This is a genomic window from Microbacterium sp. R86528, assembly GCF_044596335.1.
Lineage (GTDB): Bacteria > Actinomycetota > Actinomycetes > Actinomycetales > Microbacteriaceae > Microbacterium > Microbacterium marmarense.
This window is the reverse complement of sequence record NZ_CP138996.1, coordinates 491,456-507,468: the sequence shown is the minus strand read 5'-3', so window position 1 is coordinate 507,468 and position 16,013 is coordinate 491,456. Positions and strand designations below refer to the sequence as shown.

14 protein-coding genes and 2 tRNA genes are annotated in these 16,013 nt (G+C 61.3%); 4 read left to right on the top strand and 12 right to left on the bottom strand.

Going from position 1 to position 16,013, the window contains the following annotated elements; translation table 11 throughout:
* Positions 1–165: 165 nt before the first annotated feature.
* A complete protein-coding gene (locus SJY18_RS02525) occupies positions 166–939 on the bottom strand; it encodes a hypothetical protein (RefSeq protein ID WP_337338413.1) in 774 nt (257 codons plus the stop codon).
* A 170-nt stretch (positions 940–1,109) separates the two neighbouring features.
* On the opposite strand from SJY18_RS02525, the gene SJY18_RS02520 reads away from it, so the two are divergent.
* On the top strand, positions 1,110–3,128 hold the full coding sequence (locus SJY18_RS02520; protein ID WP_396668286.1) for a DUF262 domain-containing protein: 2,019 nt from the start codon (positions 1,110–1,112) through the stop codon (positions 3,126–3,128).
* A 43-nt stretch (positions 3,129–3,171) separates the two neighbouring features.
* Here the strand turns inward: SJY18_RS02520 and SJY18_RS02515 are convergent.
* Both SJY18_RS02515 and SJY18_RS02510 read right to left on the bottom strand, forming a co-directional pair.
* Positions 3,172–3,245: transfer RNA gene (locus tag SJY18_RS02515), tRNA-Ile, on the bottom strand.
* A 34-nt stretch (positions 3,246–3,279) separates the two neighbouring features.
* Positions 3,280–4,362, bottom strand: coding sequence for a DMT family transporter (locus SJY18_RS02510; protein WP_337338414.1), 1,083 nt, complete (start codon positions 4,360–4,362; stop codon positions 3,280–3,282).
* A 45-nt stretch (positions 4,363–4,407) separates the two neighbouring features.
* Between SJY18_RS02510 and def the strand changes: the two genes are divergently transcribed.
* Positions 4,408–4,974, top strand: a complete 567-nt coding sequence (gene def / locus SJY18_RS02505; RefSeq protein ID WP_396668285.1) for a peptide deformylase — start codon at positions 4,408–4,410, stop codon at positions 4,972–4,974.
* Positions 4,975–5,157: 183 nt separating this feature from the next.
* Here def and SJY18_RS02500 read toward each other — a convergent pair.
* The 5 genes from SJY18_RS02500 to dusB form a co-directional block, all read right to left on the bottom strand.
* Positions 5,158–5,230 (bottom strand) — tRNA-Asn (locus SJY18_RS02500).
* A 64-nt stretch (positions 5,231–5,294) separates the two neighbouring features.
* Entirely contained in the window at positions 5,295–6,083 is a 789-nt protein-coding gene (locus SJY18_RS02495; protein ID WP_396668284.1) for an ATP-binding cassette domain-containing protein, read from the bottom strand.
* Between the two features lie 41 nt (positions 6,084–6,124).
* Entirely contained in the window at positions 6,125–7,996 is a 1,872-nt protein-coding gene (gene dnaG / locus SJY18_RS02490) for a DNA primase (protein WP_396668283.1), read from the bottom strand.
* The gene (locus SJY18_RS02485) at positions 7,996–9,336 is read right to left on the bottom strand and encodes a deoxyguanosinetriphosphate triphosphohydrolase (RefSeq protein ID WP_396668870.1); all 1,341 of its coding nucleotides are present in this window, start codon (positions 9,334–9,336) and stop codon (positions 7,996–7,998) included. The genes dnaG and SJY18_RS02485 overlap by 1 nt, the downstream gene beginning before the upstream one ends.
* Positions 9,326–10,492, bottom strand: a complete 1,167-nt coding sequence (dusB, locus tag SJY18_RS02480) for a tRNA dihydrouridine synthase DusB (RefSeq protein ID WP_337337989.1) — start codon at positions 10,490–10,492, stop codon at positions 9,326–9,328. The genes SJY18_RS02485 and dusB overlap by 11 nt, the downstream gene beginning before the upstream one ends.
* Before the next feature lie 60 nt (positions 10,493–10,552).
* Between dusB and SJY18_RS02475 the strand changes: the two genes are divergently transcribed.
* Positions 10,553–11,062, top strand: coding sequence for a glutathione peroxidase (locus SJY18_RS02475; RefSeq protein ID WP_396668282.1), 510 nt, complete (start codon positions 10,553–10,555; stop codon positions 11,060–11,062).
* An 8-nt stretch (positions 11,063–11,070) separates the two neighbouring features.
* Here SJY18_RS02475 and SJY18_RS02470 read toward each other — a convergent pair whose 3' ends face one another.
* Genes SJY18_RS02470 through recO form a run of 3 tightly spaced genes read right to left on the bottom strand, consistent with a single transcriptional unit; the run spans position 11,071 to position 13,359 of the window.
* Entirely contained in the window at positions 11,071–11,745 is a 675-nt protein-coding gene (locus tag SJY18_RS02470; protein ID WP_337337991.1) for a DsbA family oxidoreductase, read from the bottom strand.
* Positions 11,746–11,788: 43 nt separating this feature from the next.
* Positions 11,789–12,619 carry an isoprenyl transferase gene (locus SJY18_RS02465; RefSeq protein WP_337337992.1) on the bottom strand — a complete coding sequence of 277 codons (831 nt, stop codon included), beginning with the start codon at positions 12,617–12,619 and terminating at the stop codon, positions 11,789–11,791.
* A complete protein-coding gene (gene recO / locus SJY18_RS02460) occupies positions 12,616–13,359 on the bottom strand; it encodes a DNA repair protein RecO (protein ID WP_396668281.1) in 744 nt (247 codons plus the stop codon). The genes SJY18_RS02465 and recO overlap by 4 nt, the downstream gene beginning before the upstream one ends.
* 87 nt (positions 13,360–13,446) lie before the next feature.
* Here recO and SJY18_RS02455 point away from each other — a divergent pair, with 87 nt between their 5' ends.
* A complete protein-coding gene (locus tag SJY18_RS02455) occupies positions 13,447–14,133 on the top strand; it encodes a TRIC cation channel family protein (RefSeq protein WP_337337994.1) in 687 nt (228 codons plus the stop codon).
* Between the two features lie 54 nt (positions 14,134–14,187).
* Here SJY18_RS02455 and leuA read toward each other — a convergent pair whose 3' ends face one another.
* Positions 14,188–15,948: a 2-isopropylmalate synthase gene (gene leuA, locus SJY18_RS02450; RefSeq protein WP_396668280.1), complete on the bottom strand. Its 1,761-nt coding sequence runs from the start codon at positions 15,946–15,948 to the stop codon at positions 14,188–14,190.
* Positions 15,949–16,013 lie beyond the last annotated feature (65 nt).

Below are 16,013 nucleotides of genomic sequence, written 5' to 3'. Positions count from 1 at the left end.
CTACGACCTGCCGAATTGATGCGGTGACTGCTGTTAAGTTCTGCCGCCATTATCGCCCAGTAACCAGCCAAATAACAACAGTGTTATTCGGAAACGCCGCAAACGCGGCAAAACAAAGTGCGGGGCCCCGAGAATCGGGACCCCGCACTCTGTTGGCAGTGGCGATCAGGCTTCGCTCATCGCCTGCACTTCCACCTGTCCTTTGGCCGCATAGTACGCGGCGCGAGCAGCATCCCGCCTGGCCTGTTCAACCTGGCCGGCCTCGAAGACCTCGGGAGAGATCTCGACCTGGTCGGTGTGCGCCTTGCCGTTGTACTTCGCGATGTATGCGTCAAGTTCGGGGCCAGAGGTCCACGAGGTGATCAGGCAGTAACGCGGCTCATCGCCGTTGTGAGTCGCGGCGTGCCAGAGACGCTGGGTATCGACGATCAACTGGGCACCAGCGGGCAGCGCAATGCGGTATTCCAGGCTGGGATCGGTGCGGTTCTCGCGAAGGACGAAGTAGCTGTCCTTGTCGTCGGTCAGATTGAAGAAACCTCGCACGACCCAGCCGGTGCCGTCCGGGTTCAGGCGATTGTTGTCGTCTTGGTGAAGGTTGTAGAGGCATTCGCCGTAAGGAGTCGGCTGCAGCTCGATGATGCGGCAACGCCCCACATTCGCTCCGGGTTCCTGTGCGCGGCGGGCCAGGTTCGGGGCCTTTTCAACCTGCGAATCGATCCAGACACCGTCTTTGTCGGTACGCGGCGGCTTGTGGTTCCAAAAACCATTGCACTCGATGTCGCCGAACGCGCTCGCAAGTGGAGCGAACCGCGTGTCGCCCGACGATTTCCAGTCGTTGTATTCGACGTCGAGCCATTCCTTCGGATCGAGTTCCTGGTTGTAGGAATCGAGCACTACAAAGCCGGTCTCTTCGAGAGCGGCAGACTTGATATAACCCATGAGTGAATCATGCCTTTCGTAGCGGGCCAGCACGTTTTTACAGGCCCTACTTAGGCAAGCGTACCGCTCGCGCAATAGCGGTTGTAGGGCAGGACACACCGTAGACTCGATCGACGGATGAGGTCTCCCTGCTGGGGATTCAGCAGCGCCAGGAGGGACAAAGACACACGATGCTCAACGCGACAAACATTGACGCAACCGCAACCAACACGATCACCTGGTTGGCGACGGGGCATTGGAGCATTGTCGTTCCGGTCTATCAGCGGCAGTACCGCTGGGATATCGGCAGTTGTGAGCGCCTTCTCGTTGACGTGCGCGCCGCAGCGGATTCCCCCGCCAGCCACATGCACTTCATCGGTTCCATACTTTCGAGCCTCAGCGGCGACGCGGGATCAGGCGCCGGTGCGGAACTGGTATTGATCGACGGGCAGCAGCGACTCACCACCCTGATGTTGTTGATCTCGGCGCTTCACCACACCGTGCGTCCCACCGATCCTGAACTGGCTGACGAACTGTTGCAGGTATTGGTCTCCCCCGCAGACGGCCGGCGAACGAAACTGCGTCCGCATAGTGCCTGGGCCGAAGTGTTCGAAGACGTCGTGCTCGATCGGACGCCCGCGCAAGGTGCGCACCGCGAGTCGCGATTCGATGACAACTACGCGTTCTTTCGCAGCCAGATAAGCGTCGAGGAGGCGCCTCGAATTTGGCGGGGCCTGCAGAAGCTCGAACATGTCGCCATCACTCTGGGTGTCGGTGCCAACGCTCAGCAGATCTTCGAGAGTCTCAACTCCACGGGCGAGCCGCTGCGAGACCACGAACTGATTCACAACTACATACTGATGGGCTTGTCTCATACCGAGCAGCGACAGATCGAAGAACAGTACTGGATTCCGATCGAGCGCAACACCGGAGACTCGATCGCCGCATTCTGGCGACAGTATCTGGTGATGGTCACTGGGCGCGAGGTCTCGGTTGCGGGTGGGCGCGGTGTCTACGACACGTTCCGTCAGGTGTTCCCGCGCATCGAAGCTGCCCAGCTGCGCGCGTATGCGCATGAGTGGCGGTCATACTCTGAGGTGTATCGCACACTGATGAATCCCGAAGAGGCTCCCGATTCGGAGCTTTCTCGGCAACTCCACTTTGCCAAGACTTTTGGCTCAAGCATGTACCCGTTGATCATGCGTGACTACGCGGACTTGCTCGATGGAGCGCTTGCGCGCGAGAGCTTCATCTCGCGAATTGAGAATGTGCAGTCGTTGGCGCTGCGACGTGCGGTTGTCGGGTTGAGCAATGATCGACTTGTTGCCCGACTCTGTCGAGCACGAGACAGCGGCGCACAGGCGCTAGAGCGGGCGTTCGAACGCGTCACACCGTCGGATGCGCGGGTGCGCGTCGCGCTGAAGTACTCACCTCTGCCCTACCCTGCGTACGTGCTCGGTCGCCTCGCTGATCTCCACACCACCAACGGCCTGGGCATCGAACACATCGTTCCCGCTGCTCCAGCCGATTCGTGGAGCGGCGATGGAGTACGTACTTGGGCGGAACTCTCCGACGATGAGCAGAATAGCCACCGCGCTCTCGCCGACACCATCGGCAACCTCACCTTGCTCGAAGATGAGCTTGCGCTCAGCGCGCTCGACAAGTCGTACGCGGCAAAGCGCCGCCTCTATGCGCGCAGCACCGTGACCTTGACGGCTGCACTTGACGCTGTTCCTGCCTGGAACACGACAGCGATCGCCGCGCGCTCAACCGCGCTCGTCGAGCGTTTCATCGAAGTCTGGAGGCGTCCTGGTGAGCTGGCGATTGACGACGACGGACTCACTCCGATCCTCGACGCCGTTCGTCGCCGCGGCTGGCCTGCGGGATGGGAACGAGAGTTCGCCTACGTGGAGTATCGAGGCGAGCACTGGGAAGTTCCAGACATCAAGTACCTCTTCAATCGCGTGTTCAAACGGCTCTGGGCTGATTCGCGTGACGCCGTGATCTCGTACAACGCTCGCCGCGGCGGTCCGGTGTACGAAGCCCGGTCATGGAACGGCCAGTGGGACCAACTCGACGATAGCCACCACCTCTACATGGGGTGGGATTCGAGCTATATGTTGACGGCCGTGCAGGGCGTGCTAGACGAAGCCGGCATCGCCGCGGAGGTCTTCCTCAAGTACTCCTACATCGGCGATGCGATGCGCTAGCGAAATGCAGAAGGAGCCGCCCACAGGACGGCTCCTTCATCGGTAGGGCGGGTGGGACTTGAACCCACGATCGTCGGGTTATGAGCCCGCTGCCTTGACCAGCTTGGCCACCGCCCCGTACATCTCCAGCCTAACGGGAGTATGGCCCTGCTCAATGCGAGGACGTACCGTCGCCTTTGTCCTTTATCGGCGGGTCGGGCCAGACCTTCGCTACCGCCTCAGTGACGCGAATCGAACCAGTCTTGGGCTGCCCTGAATCAGAGAAGGGCTCAGACCCGCGTTCGATAGGGAGTTCCGCGCTCGCACTGACCACCTGCGGGTGGTATCGCGCCAACTGGAACACGCCCCACACCGCGACAGCACCCACGACGGCGAATGCGATGTGTACCCACACTGGCGCACCGTCTGCTTCGCCGAGCACAAAAATCCCAATCAGAATCGCCACGATCGGATCAACGACGGTAAGCCCCGCGATCACGAGATCTGGCGGGCCGGATGAATATGCCGTTTGCACAAAGTAGGCGCCCAGGATCGCACCGACTATCAGTGAAGCCAAACACACGAAAGTCAGCCACTCGAAGTCGCCGGTCTGGATCCTGCTGATGACGACTTTGGCCAACGTCGCGACGAAGCCGTAGATCACGCCAGCGGCGACGATGTAGAACAGCGCGCCCATGCGCGAACGCAACCAGACCCAGAGGATCGCGAAAACGATCGTGACCGCTGCGAGCAGGAGCAGAATCGTGATGAGCTGGCGGTCTGTGACAGGGCTCTCTGTGGCGAAAAGCGCTGCGAGGGTAACGAAGACGAAGATGCCGCCCACGCATGCCGCGATTGCAGTGAGCGAGCGACCTGTGGGCTTGTGACCGCTGATGCGCGCGTTGAGCAGAGTCGTGATGACGAGTGCGATCGCCCCGAGGGGCTGAACCACAATCAGCGGCGCATATGACAGCGCAGCGAGCTGGCACACTATCGCAAGACCGAGCATCAGCGAGCCGATCACCCAGGAAGGGCGTGTGAGCAGGCGCGCCATTTGGGCACCGCTCAATCCCTGCGCCGCGGCGGAACCGCTCATCTGCTCGACTTTTGTGACCCCACGGTGTTGGTACTGCGCACCGAACGACATGAAGACAGCACCCAGCAACGCCAACGGAATTCCGATGAGCAAATCCGGACTCGCGAAGACACCGACGAGTTGGTCACCCACGCTGTCGAACCCTTCTGCTGCCCACATCACATGACGACACTAGCCGTTGCCGTTGCTCGGTAGGCTTAAGGCGTGGCAGTTCTTCCGATTCGCATCATGGGCGATCCCGTACTTCATGCACCTGCGTCGCGCGTAGAAGCGATCACCGACGAGGTGAGAAGTCTCGTGGCTGACATGTTCGAGACGATGGATGCTGCACCCGGCGTCGGCCTGGCAGCACCGCAGGTAGGTGCAGGACTGCGCATCTACACGTATAACTATGAAGACGATGACGGCAATCCATGGCGCGGGGTCATCGTCAACCCCGAGTTGTGGATGAAGCCACTTGAGCCCGGGCATCCTGATCCTGACGAGGAGTCAGAGGGATGCTTGTCTTTTCCGGGCGAGCGTTTCGCGCTTCGTCGTTCCGAGTCTGTGATCGTCACCGGCGCCGATCTCGAAGGCGAATCGATTCGCATCGAGGTGGATGGGTGGCGTGCGCGGATCATGCAGCACGAGTTCGACCACCTCGACGGCATTCTGTACATCGATCGACTCGATGATTCCGACTGGAAAACCGTGCAGAAGATCGCGCGAAAGCGAGGATGGGCCAAGCCCGGCGCGGCGTGGACACCCGGCATCGACGACCTCGACGCTTAGAGCGATAGCGCGCCGCGGCATCTCTGTGCCCTTCGCGGCATCTCTGTGCGCTCTGCGTGATCGCTTCGCGATTCCTTGTCCGAAATACGAGCGGTCCACCGAAACCCGTGGGCGAACGAGAAAGACCCGGGGTGGAAGCCCGGGTCTTAGGTGAGGGCCCACGCAGATGACGTGGACTTCTCGCTCCCCCACTTGGACTCGAACCAAGAACCTACCGGTTAACAGCCGATTGCTCTGCCAATTGAGCTATGGAGGATTATGCCTTGCTTGCGCGGTGGCAACCCAACTATCCTAGCAAAGCTCTGAGGGTGCTCGTGACATCAAGGCACCAAAAGTTTCCGTTCGGACTCTTCACCCGGAGTCCACTCCACATGATCCACTCCGGGGCCGAAGCCAATGGTGTGGCCCGCGCGCAACACCATCACGTTCGTCTCCAGCTGGCGCAACACGTCGACGTCATTTGTCACGATGACCGATGACATGCCGTAATCGTGCTGCCGCTGGGCGATCGCATCTATTGCGGTCTTGCGCACCTCGATATCCATGTTCGCGAAAGGGTTGTCTGCGATGAAAACGCGTGGCTGCAACACCAGAGCACGGGCAAACGCAACGCGCTGGCGCATTCCCGCGCTCAGCTCGTATGGATACTTGGTGGCACAGCCGAGGGGCAAGAGCAACTCATCGAGCAGCGTCGCGACCCGCACGGCCAACGCACGCGAGTTGACGTTCCGATCGCGACTCGTGATCGGATCGCTGATCACCTCCGACACGGTTTGACGCGCGGGAAGGCGGGCGCCAGCGGATTGCTGCAGATAGCCGGTGAGGTAGGTGAGAACGCGGTGAGAGCGGCCAGGTCGGCGCACCGAAATTCCCTCGACCTCCGCGTCACCGCCGGCGACCGAGAGCGCTTCTTCTCGTGTTCCAGACAGCACACGGGCGAGTGACGACTTGCCCGAGCCGGTGGGTCCCATCACCGCAATAGCCTGGCCGTGCGGCAACACGAACGAGACACCGTCTATCACGCGTTGGGAGCCTCCGAGGCGGCCGGCGCGTGAAATGGAGAGGTCCATGCAGCGAATCGCTACCTCGGGGTCTTTAGGTCTGCCCATCCACTCATCCTGCCTTGGCTCGGAAGCGATTGCCAGCGGGACTAGGCGTCGTTGTGCAGCCGCTGACGCTCAGCGTCGAGCTCCCGCAGCTGCATGCGAATTGCTCGACCCTCCTCAGAAGAAGGTGCGACTCGCTGAATTGCGCCGAGTAGTTCGCTCTTGTGCCGATCGATGGAGCGAAGCACGAGCCGTCGCGCGAGTGCAATGGTGGACGCAACTGCGGCGGCATCGGTGAGCGCCGGAAAGTCGGCTGCCAACAGTTCACCACCGACAGAACGATACGGCTCGCGCACAGTGCCCACTGCGTCGGCAGCCCATCCAGGCCTGTCTAGATCGTCTGCTGCCGCGATAGCCTTTCGCACGGCATCCAAAGCTGGGTGTGCGAAGTCAATCGCCACCGCGCGAGCCAGGAGTTCGGCATCCATGCGATGCCCAAACTGCAGAAAACCCATGAGAGCGTCTCGCTCGAGAGCCACGTCTGAGGTGCGCGGCAATGATGCGAGCGTGATGCGCGCGACGGGTTCGGCACCGTCAGATGACGAAGCGTCCGCTGAGGCAGTTCTGCGCGTATTGCGCTCCGCGCTGCTGTCACGACCTGCGCGCGATGCGCGTTCGACTTCTCTGCGCACATCTTCGGTGTCGAGGCCCAATCGTCGGGCCAGCACGCGCACGTACTCTGGCTGCAGGAGCTGATCGCGCAATTCGGCGACAACGGGTGCCGCAGAGCGCAATGCTCCGACTCGCCCCTCGACACTCGCGAGATCAAAGCCAGCAATGCGCTGATCGATCACGAACTCAACCATGGGGATTTTCGTTTCTATCACGCTGCGCACAGCGGCATCGCCGCGCTGCAGGCGCAAATCGCACGGGTCCAGACCCTCAGGGCCGGTCGCCACATAGGTCTGCGCATTAAAGCGCTTGGCGTCAGCGAAAGCCCGCAAGGCTGCCTTCTGGCCAGCCGCGTCCGGGTCGAAAGTAAAGACGACTTCGCCCGCTGTAGAGTCATCGCCCATTACTCTGCGCAGCACGCTGATGTGATCTGAACCGAAGGCGGTGCCGCACGTTGCCACCGCCGTGGTGATACCAGCGAGATGGCAAGCCATGACGTCGGTGTACCCCTCGACAACAACGACTCGATGCTGGCGCGAGATGTCACGCTTGGCGAGATCCAGACCGTAGAGCACCTGCGCCTTGTGATAGATCGTCGTCTCAGGAGTGTTCAGATACTTGGGGCCTTTGTCGTCATCGAAAAGGCGGCGTGCACCGAATCCGATGACCTGGCCGGTCACGTCGCGAATCGGCCAGACGAGGCGTCCGCGAAACCGGTCGTATACGCCACGTTGCCCCTGAGAGACCAGGCCAGCGTTGGTGAGCTCTTCGTCTGAGAAACCCTTGGCGCGCATCGCCTGGTGCAGTGACGACCATCCTTGTGGGGCGTACCCAACGCCAAAGTGTGCAGCGGCACCCGCATCGAACCCGCGCTCACCGAGAAAGCGGCGCCCCGTGTCGGCATCGGGGCTGGAGAGCTGCGCTCTAAAGAACTCAGCTGCGGCGGCGTTCGCGGCGTACAGGCGCGCGCGTCCGGACTGTTCCGGGGCCGCTCCCCCGTCTTCGTAGTGCAGAGTGAGCCCGACTCGCCCCGCGAGTCGCTCCACAGCCTCAGTAAAAGACAGGTGGTCCATCTTGCGCAGGAACGAGTAGACGTCGCCCGATTCGCCACAGCCGAAGCAGTGGTAGAAGCCCGCTTGGGGTCGAACGTTGAAGCTCGGGCTACGCTCGTCGTGAAATGGGCACAGCCCCTTCATGGCGCCCACGCCCGCCGACTTCAAGGCGACACGCTCGCCGATGATCTCGGAGATATCGGTCCGGGCTTTGACTTCGTCGACGTCGCTCTGACTGATGCGTCCTGCCATCAGGAACCCACGTGCGGTCGCGCGATGGGCGACCAGATACCGACGGCCGCGGGGTCGATTTCGCCTACCAACGTGGTGTGCCATGCGATGGCCACCTGATCGGTGAGACTGGCTACCTGATCGATGATCACGCGGCGCCGCGCGGCATCATTGGCAGCGTGCTCGAAATCTTCGGTGTGGAGGGTGTCGAGTTCACCCGGCGATTCCCATAGCGCCGTGGCCAGTCGTTTGAGCATGCGCCGCTGCTCTTTGTAGAGCTCCTTGCGGCCTTCGATTGACACAACGAACGCGCCGATGATTCCTTTCAGAACCGCCATCTCGGCTTCAATGACGCGCGGCACCACTACGTGTGCCTGATAGCGCGTCAGCACATCAGAGGCGTAGGCCTCGCGGGTTGCGGTCGTCGAGGCGCGTGCGAAGCGGCCGATGAGATCCGAGGTGAGGTTCTTGAGCTGCGAGAGCGACGCTCGGGTGCCGTCAAACGAATCAATCCACACAGGCATGCTGGTGAGCCTGAACAAGGCATCGTTCAGCTCATCGCGAGCAAAGTCGTACCCGACCCAGGTCTGAATGGCGGTGAGCAACGAATCATGGTCAGCGGTGTTGGTCAGCGTGGCCGGATCGAGGTAGCCATTGACAATCGCGTCCTCAAAGTCATGGACAGAGTAAGCAATGTCGTCCGACAGATCCATCACTTCGGCCTCGATACAACGCACTCGGCCGGGGGCGCCCTCGCGCATCCAGTGAAAAACATCCTCGTCGTCGGGATAGACACCGAACTTAAGCCGACCGCCCGGATCAGGTATCGGGTTGTCCAGCGTCCACGGATACTTGCATGTGGCATCAAGGCTCGCGCGGGTCAGGTTGAGGCCGTGGGTACGGCCAGCGTCATCGAACACCTTCGGCTCGAGACGCACGACGATGCGCAGAGTTTGAGCGTTGCCCTCGAACCCGCCGATATCAGCGGCCCAGTCGTTGAGCGCTCGCTCGCCGTTGTGGCCGAACGGAGGGTGGCCGAGGTCGTGATTCAGACACGCAGTGTCGACAACGTCGGCAGCCAGGTTCAACGAGGTGGCCAATTCTCGCCCTACCTGCGCCACTTCGAGTGAGTGAGTCAGCCTGTTGCGTGCGAAATCAGCGGGACTAGCGGGACTCAGCACCTGTGTCTTGGCCGCCAGGCGGCGAAGAGCGGCTGAGTGCAGCACCCGCGCGCGATCCCGAGCGAAGTCGTCTCGCTTCGAGCGATGGTGCTCGCTGAAAAAGCGAGCGGCGTCGTGATCGTCGTACCCGGCGGGACGCTGTGACGCTGTGCCAGCCGCAATCGACGGATCAACCACCACTGTTGTCCAGCTCCGCTTCAGCAAGCGTGCTCGTCGCCTCAGCACCGAGCGCGCGCGAGTCAAGCCAACCTTCGGGCAATGCGGGGCGTTTGGGCGTGCCAGCTCGCCCTCGCTGCCCTTCGGCTGCAGCGCCGGGATAGGGGGCATCCAGATCAAGTTCTTCGATCAGCTCATCAACTTCGGCAAGCGTCGATACCGTCGCGAAGCGTGCGCGAAGCTCCCCGCCGACGGGATAGCCCTTGAAATACCACGCAACGTGCTTGCGGATGTCGCGACAGCCGCGGCCTTCGTCGTCGAAGAAGTCGACGAGGAGCTCAGCGTGTCGGCGAAAGGCCTGAGCCACGAACTTGAGCGTGGCATCGACGGGCGGGCCTGCTGCGGCATCCGGACCGCCGAGAGCGCGAGCGAGGTCGCCGAACAGCCACGGTCGACCGAGACAGCCTCGACCGACAACCACGCCATCGCATCCCGTTTCGGCCATCATTCGCGCAGCATCGTCTGCGGACCAGATATCACCGTTGCCGAGAACTGGAACATCGGTGAGTGCTTCTTTGAGCTTCGCGATGGCCGACCAGTCCGCCGATCCCGAGTAAAACTCCGCCGCGGTGCGAGCGTGCAGTGCAACCGCCGCTACCCCGGCGCCTTCGGCGATGCGGCCAGCTTCGAGGTAAGTGAGGTGATCGGAGTCGATTCCCTTTCGCATCTTCACGGTGAGCGGAACGTCACCGGCCGCACTCACGGCCCGGGTGACGATCTCGCGGAAGAGCTCAAGCTTCCAAGGCAAGGCAGCGCCGCCACCTTTGCGGGTCACCTTGGGCACCGGGCAGCCGAAGTTCAGATCAATGTGGTCGGCACGGTCTTCTTCGACGAGCACTCGTATCGCGGCCGCAACCGTCGTCGGATCCACACCGTAAAGCTGGATCGACCGCGGGGTTTCTGATTCGTGGTGAGTAATGAGCCGCATCGTGGTGTCGTTGCGCTCTACAAGCGCGCGTGAAGTGATCATCTCGCTGACATACAAACCAGCGCCATACTCACGGCAGAGACGCCTGAACGCAGTATTCGTGATGCCCGCCATCGGTGCGAGCACGACCGGCGCATCGAGAACGATCGGCCCGATGCGCAAAGAGCGCGCGGGAGCGGCAAGAGTAGTCACGTCCACTATTCTCCCAGAGGAAACCGGCCGTTCGCACGTTCCAGGGCTTAGCCTTTTGATATGACTGAGGCGACGCTGACTGACCCGCGCAATATTCCGTTTCTTGGAGCCGACGGCAACGAGACGTCTCTCGCAGACTTCGGCGACAAAGCCGTGCTCGTCGTGAACGTTGCATCCAAATGCGGTTTGACTCCGCAATACGCTCAGCTCGAAGAGTTGCAGCGCACCTATGGTGACAAGGGTTTCACTGTGCTCGGCTTTCCGTGCAATCAGTTCCTGGGCCAAGAGCCCGGCTCGATGGAAGAGATCCTCGACTACTGCGCCGTCACGTGGGGCGTCAGTTTTCCCATCGCTGACAAGGTTAAGGTCAACGGCGGCGGCGCGAGCCCCCTCTACAAAGCCCTGAAAGAGTCGCGAGACGACAGCGGTAAAAAAGGGCGCGTGATGTGGAACTTCGAAAAGTTCCTGGTGACACCTTCGGGTGAGGTGGTGCGGTTTCGCCCGAAGACGGTGCCGACCGACCCTGCTGTCATCTCAGCCATCGAAGCAAACTTGCCTGCGAAAGGCTAGAACTGCTGTTACGCGTCGACCGTCTCGACTCGCTCATTCCAGACTTGGCGCACTATCTGCGCGAAGGCGTCGGCGGGCTGCGCGCCTGATACGCCGTACTTTCCCTCGATGACGAAGAACGGAACGCCGGTGATGCCATATGCCTGCGCTTGTGCCTGATCGGTTCGTACCGCCTCGAGAAACTGTTCGCTGCGCAGGGCGTCACGTGCCTTGTCGGTATCTAGGCCTACTTCGCCAGCCAGCGAAACCAACTCGTCTTCGCGACCTAGGTGGCGACCTTCGGTGAAGTAGGCGCTCATCAGGCGCTCTGCAAGCTCGATCTGGCGTCCCTCTGCCTTCGCGAAGTGAAGGAGCTCGTGGGCCTTCACAGTGTTTGTGTGCTTGAGAACGTCGAAGTTGTACTCAAGCCCCGCTTCGGCGGCGACCGACGTCACGCGTTCGAGCATCTCAGAGACCTGTTTGCGCTCCATGCCCTTGTGCGTGGCGAGAAACTCAAGTTCATCGCCATCAAAATCGACCGGAGTGTCGGGCGACAGCTCGAACGAGTGGTACGTCACCTCTACGACCGGAGCGTCCTCATCAGATGCGGTCGCGGCGATTCCGCTTTCGAGGTTCCGCTTGCCGATGAAGCACCACGGGCACGCGATATCGGACCACACATCAATTTTGAGGGAATCAGTCATGCTTGGTCGAACGCCAGAAACCGGTCTCAGTATTCCGAATAGCTCAATCTTCGGGTGAAGGCACTTGCTTCGAGGCACCGGGTGAGTCAATTGCTCCGCCAAAACGCCGGTCCCGCCCGAGGTAGCGATCGATCGCTTCCCAGAGGTCGACGCGAGAGAAGTCGGGCCAGAGCGTGTCAAGAAAGACAAATTCCGCGTACGCAGATTCCCATAGCAAGAAATTGGAGGTGCGTTGTTCCCCGCTGGAGCGGACGAAGAGATCTACGTCAGGCATGCCGGGCTGATAGAGCCGCTTCTGAATGAGCTTCTCAGTCACAGCAGATGGCCGCAGCCTGCCCGCAGAGACATCGTCGGCGATCGAGCGCATCGCATCCACGAGTTCCACGCGTCCGCCGTAGTTCACGCACATGGTGAGGGTCAACACGTCATTGTTCTCAGTGAGTCGCTCGGCGTGCTGCAGCTCCTTGATGACGCTTCCCCACAAACGGGGCTTTCGACCTGACCAGCGAACTCTCACACCCCATTCGTTGAGCTGATCACGCCGGCGGTGCAGGACTTCTCGGTTGAACCCCATCAAGAATCTCACCTCGTCAGGTGAGCGCGACCAGTTCTCGGTCGAGAAGGCATACACCGAGAGATGCTTGACGCCTGCCTGTATCGCCCCGGCGACCACATCGAGCAACGCGGCTTCACCCGCGCGGTGTCCCTCGACACGGGTGAGACCGCGTCTGTTTGCCCACCGACCATTGCCGTCCATCACTACGGCAACATGTTCGGGAACAGCGCCCTTCGGATACTCCGGGGGATACAGTCCCGTCCAGTCGATCGGACGATACGCAACTGCGTCGCGATGCGTATAGGGCTTGGGGGTCATCGAATACTCTCCTGCCGACGAGACGACATCTGACTGAGTGAGCGAATACCGCGCTCAAGGTGCCACTGCGCGTATGCCGCGATGAGGCCGGATGCTGCCGCCGAGGCTCCTGCACCCGCAGCATCCACCTGGTCCCACTCCCCCGCCATGAGCGCTTGCAAGAGAGTGGCAGTGGAAGGGTGCACCCGTGCGGCGCCCGTGGGTGCACAAGAGTCGCACACCATACCGCCCGACTGCGCAAGGAAGGTGTCGTGGGGCCCTGGGGCACCGCAACGTGCACACTCGGTCAGCCCCGGCGCCCAGCCTGATAGCGCCATCGCGCGCAAGAGGTAAGAATCGAGGATGCTGCGCGGCGCATGCGCGCCCTGGGCGAGAGCCCGCAGACCGCCCACGAGCAGGAGGTATTGCTGGGGTGTCGCTTCAGCTTCGTTGAGGCGGTCGGCCGCTTCGACCATGGCGTGCGCCGACGTATAGCGGTCGTAGTGCACCACGATTTCGGCGCCGTACGAACCCAACGACTCTGCCTGCTGAATGATGTCGAGGCTGCGGCCCCTGTAGAGCTGCACATCAGCCACCATGAACGGCTCCACACGAGCACCGAACCGCGATGAGGTGCGCCGGACTCCCTTGGCCACCGCACGAATCTTGCCGTTGCGCTTGCTCAACATCGTGACAATGCGGTCGGCCTCGCCCAGTTTGTGGGTGCGGAGCACGACGATCTCATCGCGATAGGTGGGCATCCATCGATTATCGCTCTGCGCAGAGACATCGCGGCGCTCCGCGCCGCCGCGGCGACTGAAAAGGTGCGCGTCACCGAGAATGGAACGGTGAACGAGCCGACTTTTGTCATTCCGCTGTGGGCGGACCTCATCGCCGTGGGACTCGGCGGCATTCAGGGAGCACTATTTGCGTCGGGCTTCCGCGGGGAGCGGCGTTTGGATCTGCTGGGCGTTGCCATCATCGGGGTTGTGATGGGTATGGGCGGTGGTTTGATCCGCGATCTGCTGTTGAACACCACGCCGGTCACGCTGCAGAGCAACTGGTATCTGTTGACCGCAACGCTGGCTGCCCTTGCAGGAATGTTGATGGCCGGGTTGTTTCACCGATTGAACGCCGCGATCGTCGGCCTCGACGCGGTCGTGATCGGCCTGTTTGGCGCATTCGGAACGAGCAAGGCGTTGACGCTCGGCCTGCCGATCGTTCCCGCGGTCTTCGTCGGCGTCTGCTCCGCCGTCGGCGGGAGTATTCTTCGCGACGCGATGATGGGGTTGCCGACCGCGCTCATGCATGTCGGCTCGCTCTATGCCGTGGCGGCGCTCGGGGGCTCGCTGGTTCTTGCGGGTAGCTATGCCGCCGGGCTCGACCTGACCACCGCGTCAATCATCGGCATCGCGGTCACAACGGTCATCAGGCTGCTCGCCGTCATTTTCGATATTTCGCTGCCTGAACAGCGTGCGCTCTATCGCCGCAAAGTCGCCGTGGAAACCTCGGCGATTCCGATCGTCAAGTCCTGAATTGCGTGGTGGGCGGCCAGCAAACCGTGACCGCCCACTCAAACCGCTTCGAACTCAGACCGCTTCGAGCACGCCTGCCTGTTCGCGCGTACGGATGGCACGGTTCACGCACGAGACGATTGCCTTGAGCGACGCAGTGGCGATGTCGCCGTCGATGCCGACGCCCCAGAGCCGTTCACCGTCGACTTGGAGTTCGACGTAGGCGGCTGCCTGTGCGTCGCCGCTGGCGCTCAGCGTGTGCTCAACATAGTCATAGAGCGTGACGTCGAAGCCGTGCGTTCGAAGAATTTCAAGGAACGCTGCCACCGGCCCGTTTCCGACACCAGACGCTGCGTGTTGCGCGTCGCCATCGCGAAGTGTGATGTCGAGTGCAACTTCTCCAGACAAGTCGCTCTGCGTGCGGGTCGAAACCAACTCGAAGCGACCCCAGCGGCGATCCGCGTCGTCGGCGGGAAGATACTCGTCGCGAAAGATGGACCAGATCTGATCGCTCGTGACTTCGCCGCCCTCGGCATCAGTCTTGCCTTGCACTACGCCCGAGAACTCGATCTGCAGCTTGCGGGGCAGGTCAATCGCGTGATCCGTCTTGAGCAGGTAGGCAACGCCACCCTTGCCCGACTGCGAGTTGACGCGAATAACCGCTTCGTAGGAGCGACCGAGGTCTTTCGGGTCGATAGGCAGGTAAGGAACTGCCCACTCGATTTCGTCAACTGACACACCCGCGGCAGACGCCGCCGCGTCCATTGACTCGAAACCCTTCTTGATGGCGTCCTGGTGCGAGCCGCTGAACGCTGTGAAGACGAGATCGCCCGCCCACGGGCTGCGCTCGTGCACCGGCAATTGATTGCAGTACTCGGCGGTTCGCTTCACCTGATCGATATCGCTGAAGTCGATCTGCGGGTCGATGCCCTGGGTCAGCAGGTTGATGCCCAGCGCGACAAGATCGACGTTGCCCGTTCGCTCACCATTGCCGAATAGACAGCCCTCGATACGATCGGCACCCGCCATATAACCGAGTTCTGCAGCAGCGATTGCCGTACCCCGATCGTTGTGCGGGTGCAACGAGAGAATCACATTCTCACGGTGAGCAAGATTGCGACTCATCCACTCGATGGAGTCGGCGTACTGGTTGGGCGTTGCCATTTCGACGGTCGCCGGCAGGTTGATGATGACTTTGCGATCAGGGCTCGGCTCGAAGACCTCAATGACCTGATTGCACACATCGACGGCGTACTCGAGTTCCGTGCCGGTGTAGCTTTCGGGCGAGTACTCGTAGAAGACCTTGGTCTCGGGGATGCGCTCCTCGAACTTGCGGCAAAGACGAGCGCCCTCGAGGGCAATGTCGATGATGCCCTGCTTATCAGAGCGGAAGACAACTTCACGCTGGAGCACACTCGTCGAGTTGTAAAGGTGCACAATCGCCTGTTTCGCACCGACGATCGACTCGTAGGTGCGCTCGATAAGGTGCTCGCGCGCTTGAGTCAGCACCTGAATCGTCACATCGTCAGGAATGAGGTCTTCTTCAATGAGTTGGCGGACGAAATCGAAATCAGTCTGACTCGCAGACGGAAAGCCGACCTCAATCTCCTTGTAACCCATGCTGACGAGAAGGTTGAACATCACACGCTTGCGCTCGGGACTCATCGGGTCGATGAGAGCCTGATTGCCATCGCGGAGGTCTACGGCGCACCATCGTGGCGCAACCGTGATGTGCTTGTCTGGCCAGGTGCGGTCAGGCAGCGAAACGGAGAATTGTTCGTGGTACGGGCGGTACTTGTGGATGGGCATCCCTGAGGGCTGCTGAGCGTTGTCCATGATTATGCTTCTCTCTCGGCAAAAAATTAGAGGGGCCGACGACAAGCTCCGCGACGAGGATGGCC

Excerpts from the sequence above, each read along its gene's own strand:
- SJY18_RS02525 (WP_337338413.1), bottom strand. The coding sequence starts at position 939 with ATGGGTTATATCAAGTCTGCCGCTCTCGAAGAGACCGGCTTTGTAGTG.
- SJY18_RS02520 (WP_396668286.1), top strand. The coding sequence starts at position 1,110 with ATGCTCAACGCGACAAACATTGACGCAACCGCAACCAACACGATCACC.
- SJY18_RS02510 (WP_337338414.1), bottom strand. The coding sequence starts at position 4,362 with ATGTGGGCAGCAGAAGGGTTCGACAGCGTGGGTGACCAACTCGTCGGT.
- SJY18_RS02495 (WP_396668284.1), bottom strand. The coding sequence starts at position 6,083 with ATGGGCAGACCTAAAGACCCCGAGGTAGCGATTCGCTGCATGGACCTC.
- dnaG (WP_396668283.1), bottom strand. The coding sequence starts at position 7,996 with ATGGCAGGACGCATCAGTCAGAGCGACGTCGACGAAGTCAAAGCCCGG.
- SJY18_RS02475 (WP_396668282.1), top strand. The coding sequence starts at position 10,553 with ATGACTGAGGCGACGCTGACTGACCCGCGCAATATTCCGTTTCTTGGA.
- SJY18_RS02470 (WP_337337991.1), bottom strand. The coding sequence starts at position 11,745 with ATGACTGATTCCCTCAAAATTGATGTGTGGTCCGATATCGCGTGCCCG.
- SJY18_RS02465 (WP_337337992.1), bottom strand. The coding sequence starts at position 12,619 with ATGACCCCCAAGCCCTATACGCATCGCGACGCAGTTGCGTATCGTCCG.
- recO (WP_396668281.1), bottom strand. The coding sequence starts at position 13,359 with ATGCCCACCTATCGCGATGAGATCGTCGTGCTCCGCACCCACAAACTG.
- leuA (WP_396668280.1), bottom strand. The coding sequence starts at position 15,948 with ATGGACAACGCTCAGCAGCCCTCAGGGATGCCCATCCACAAGTACCGC.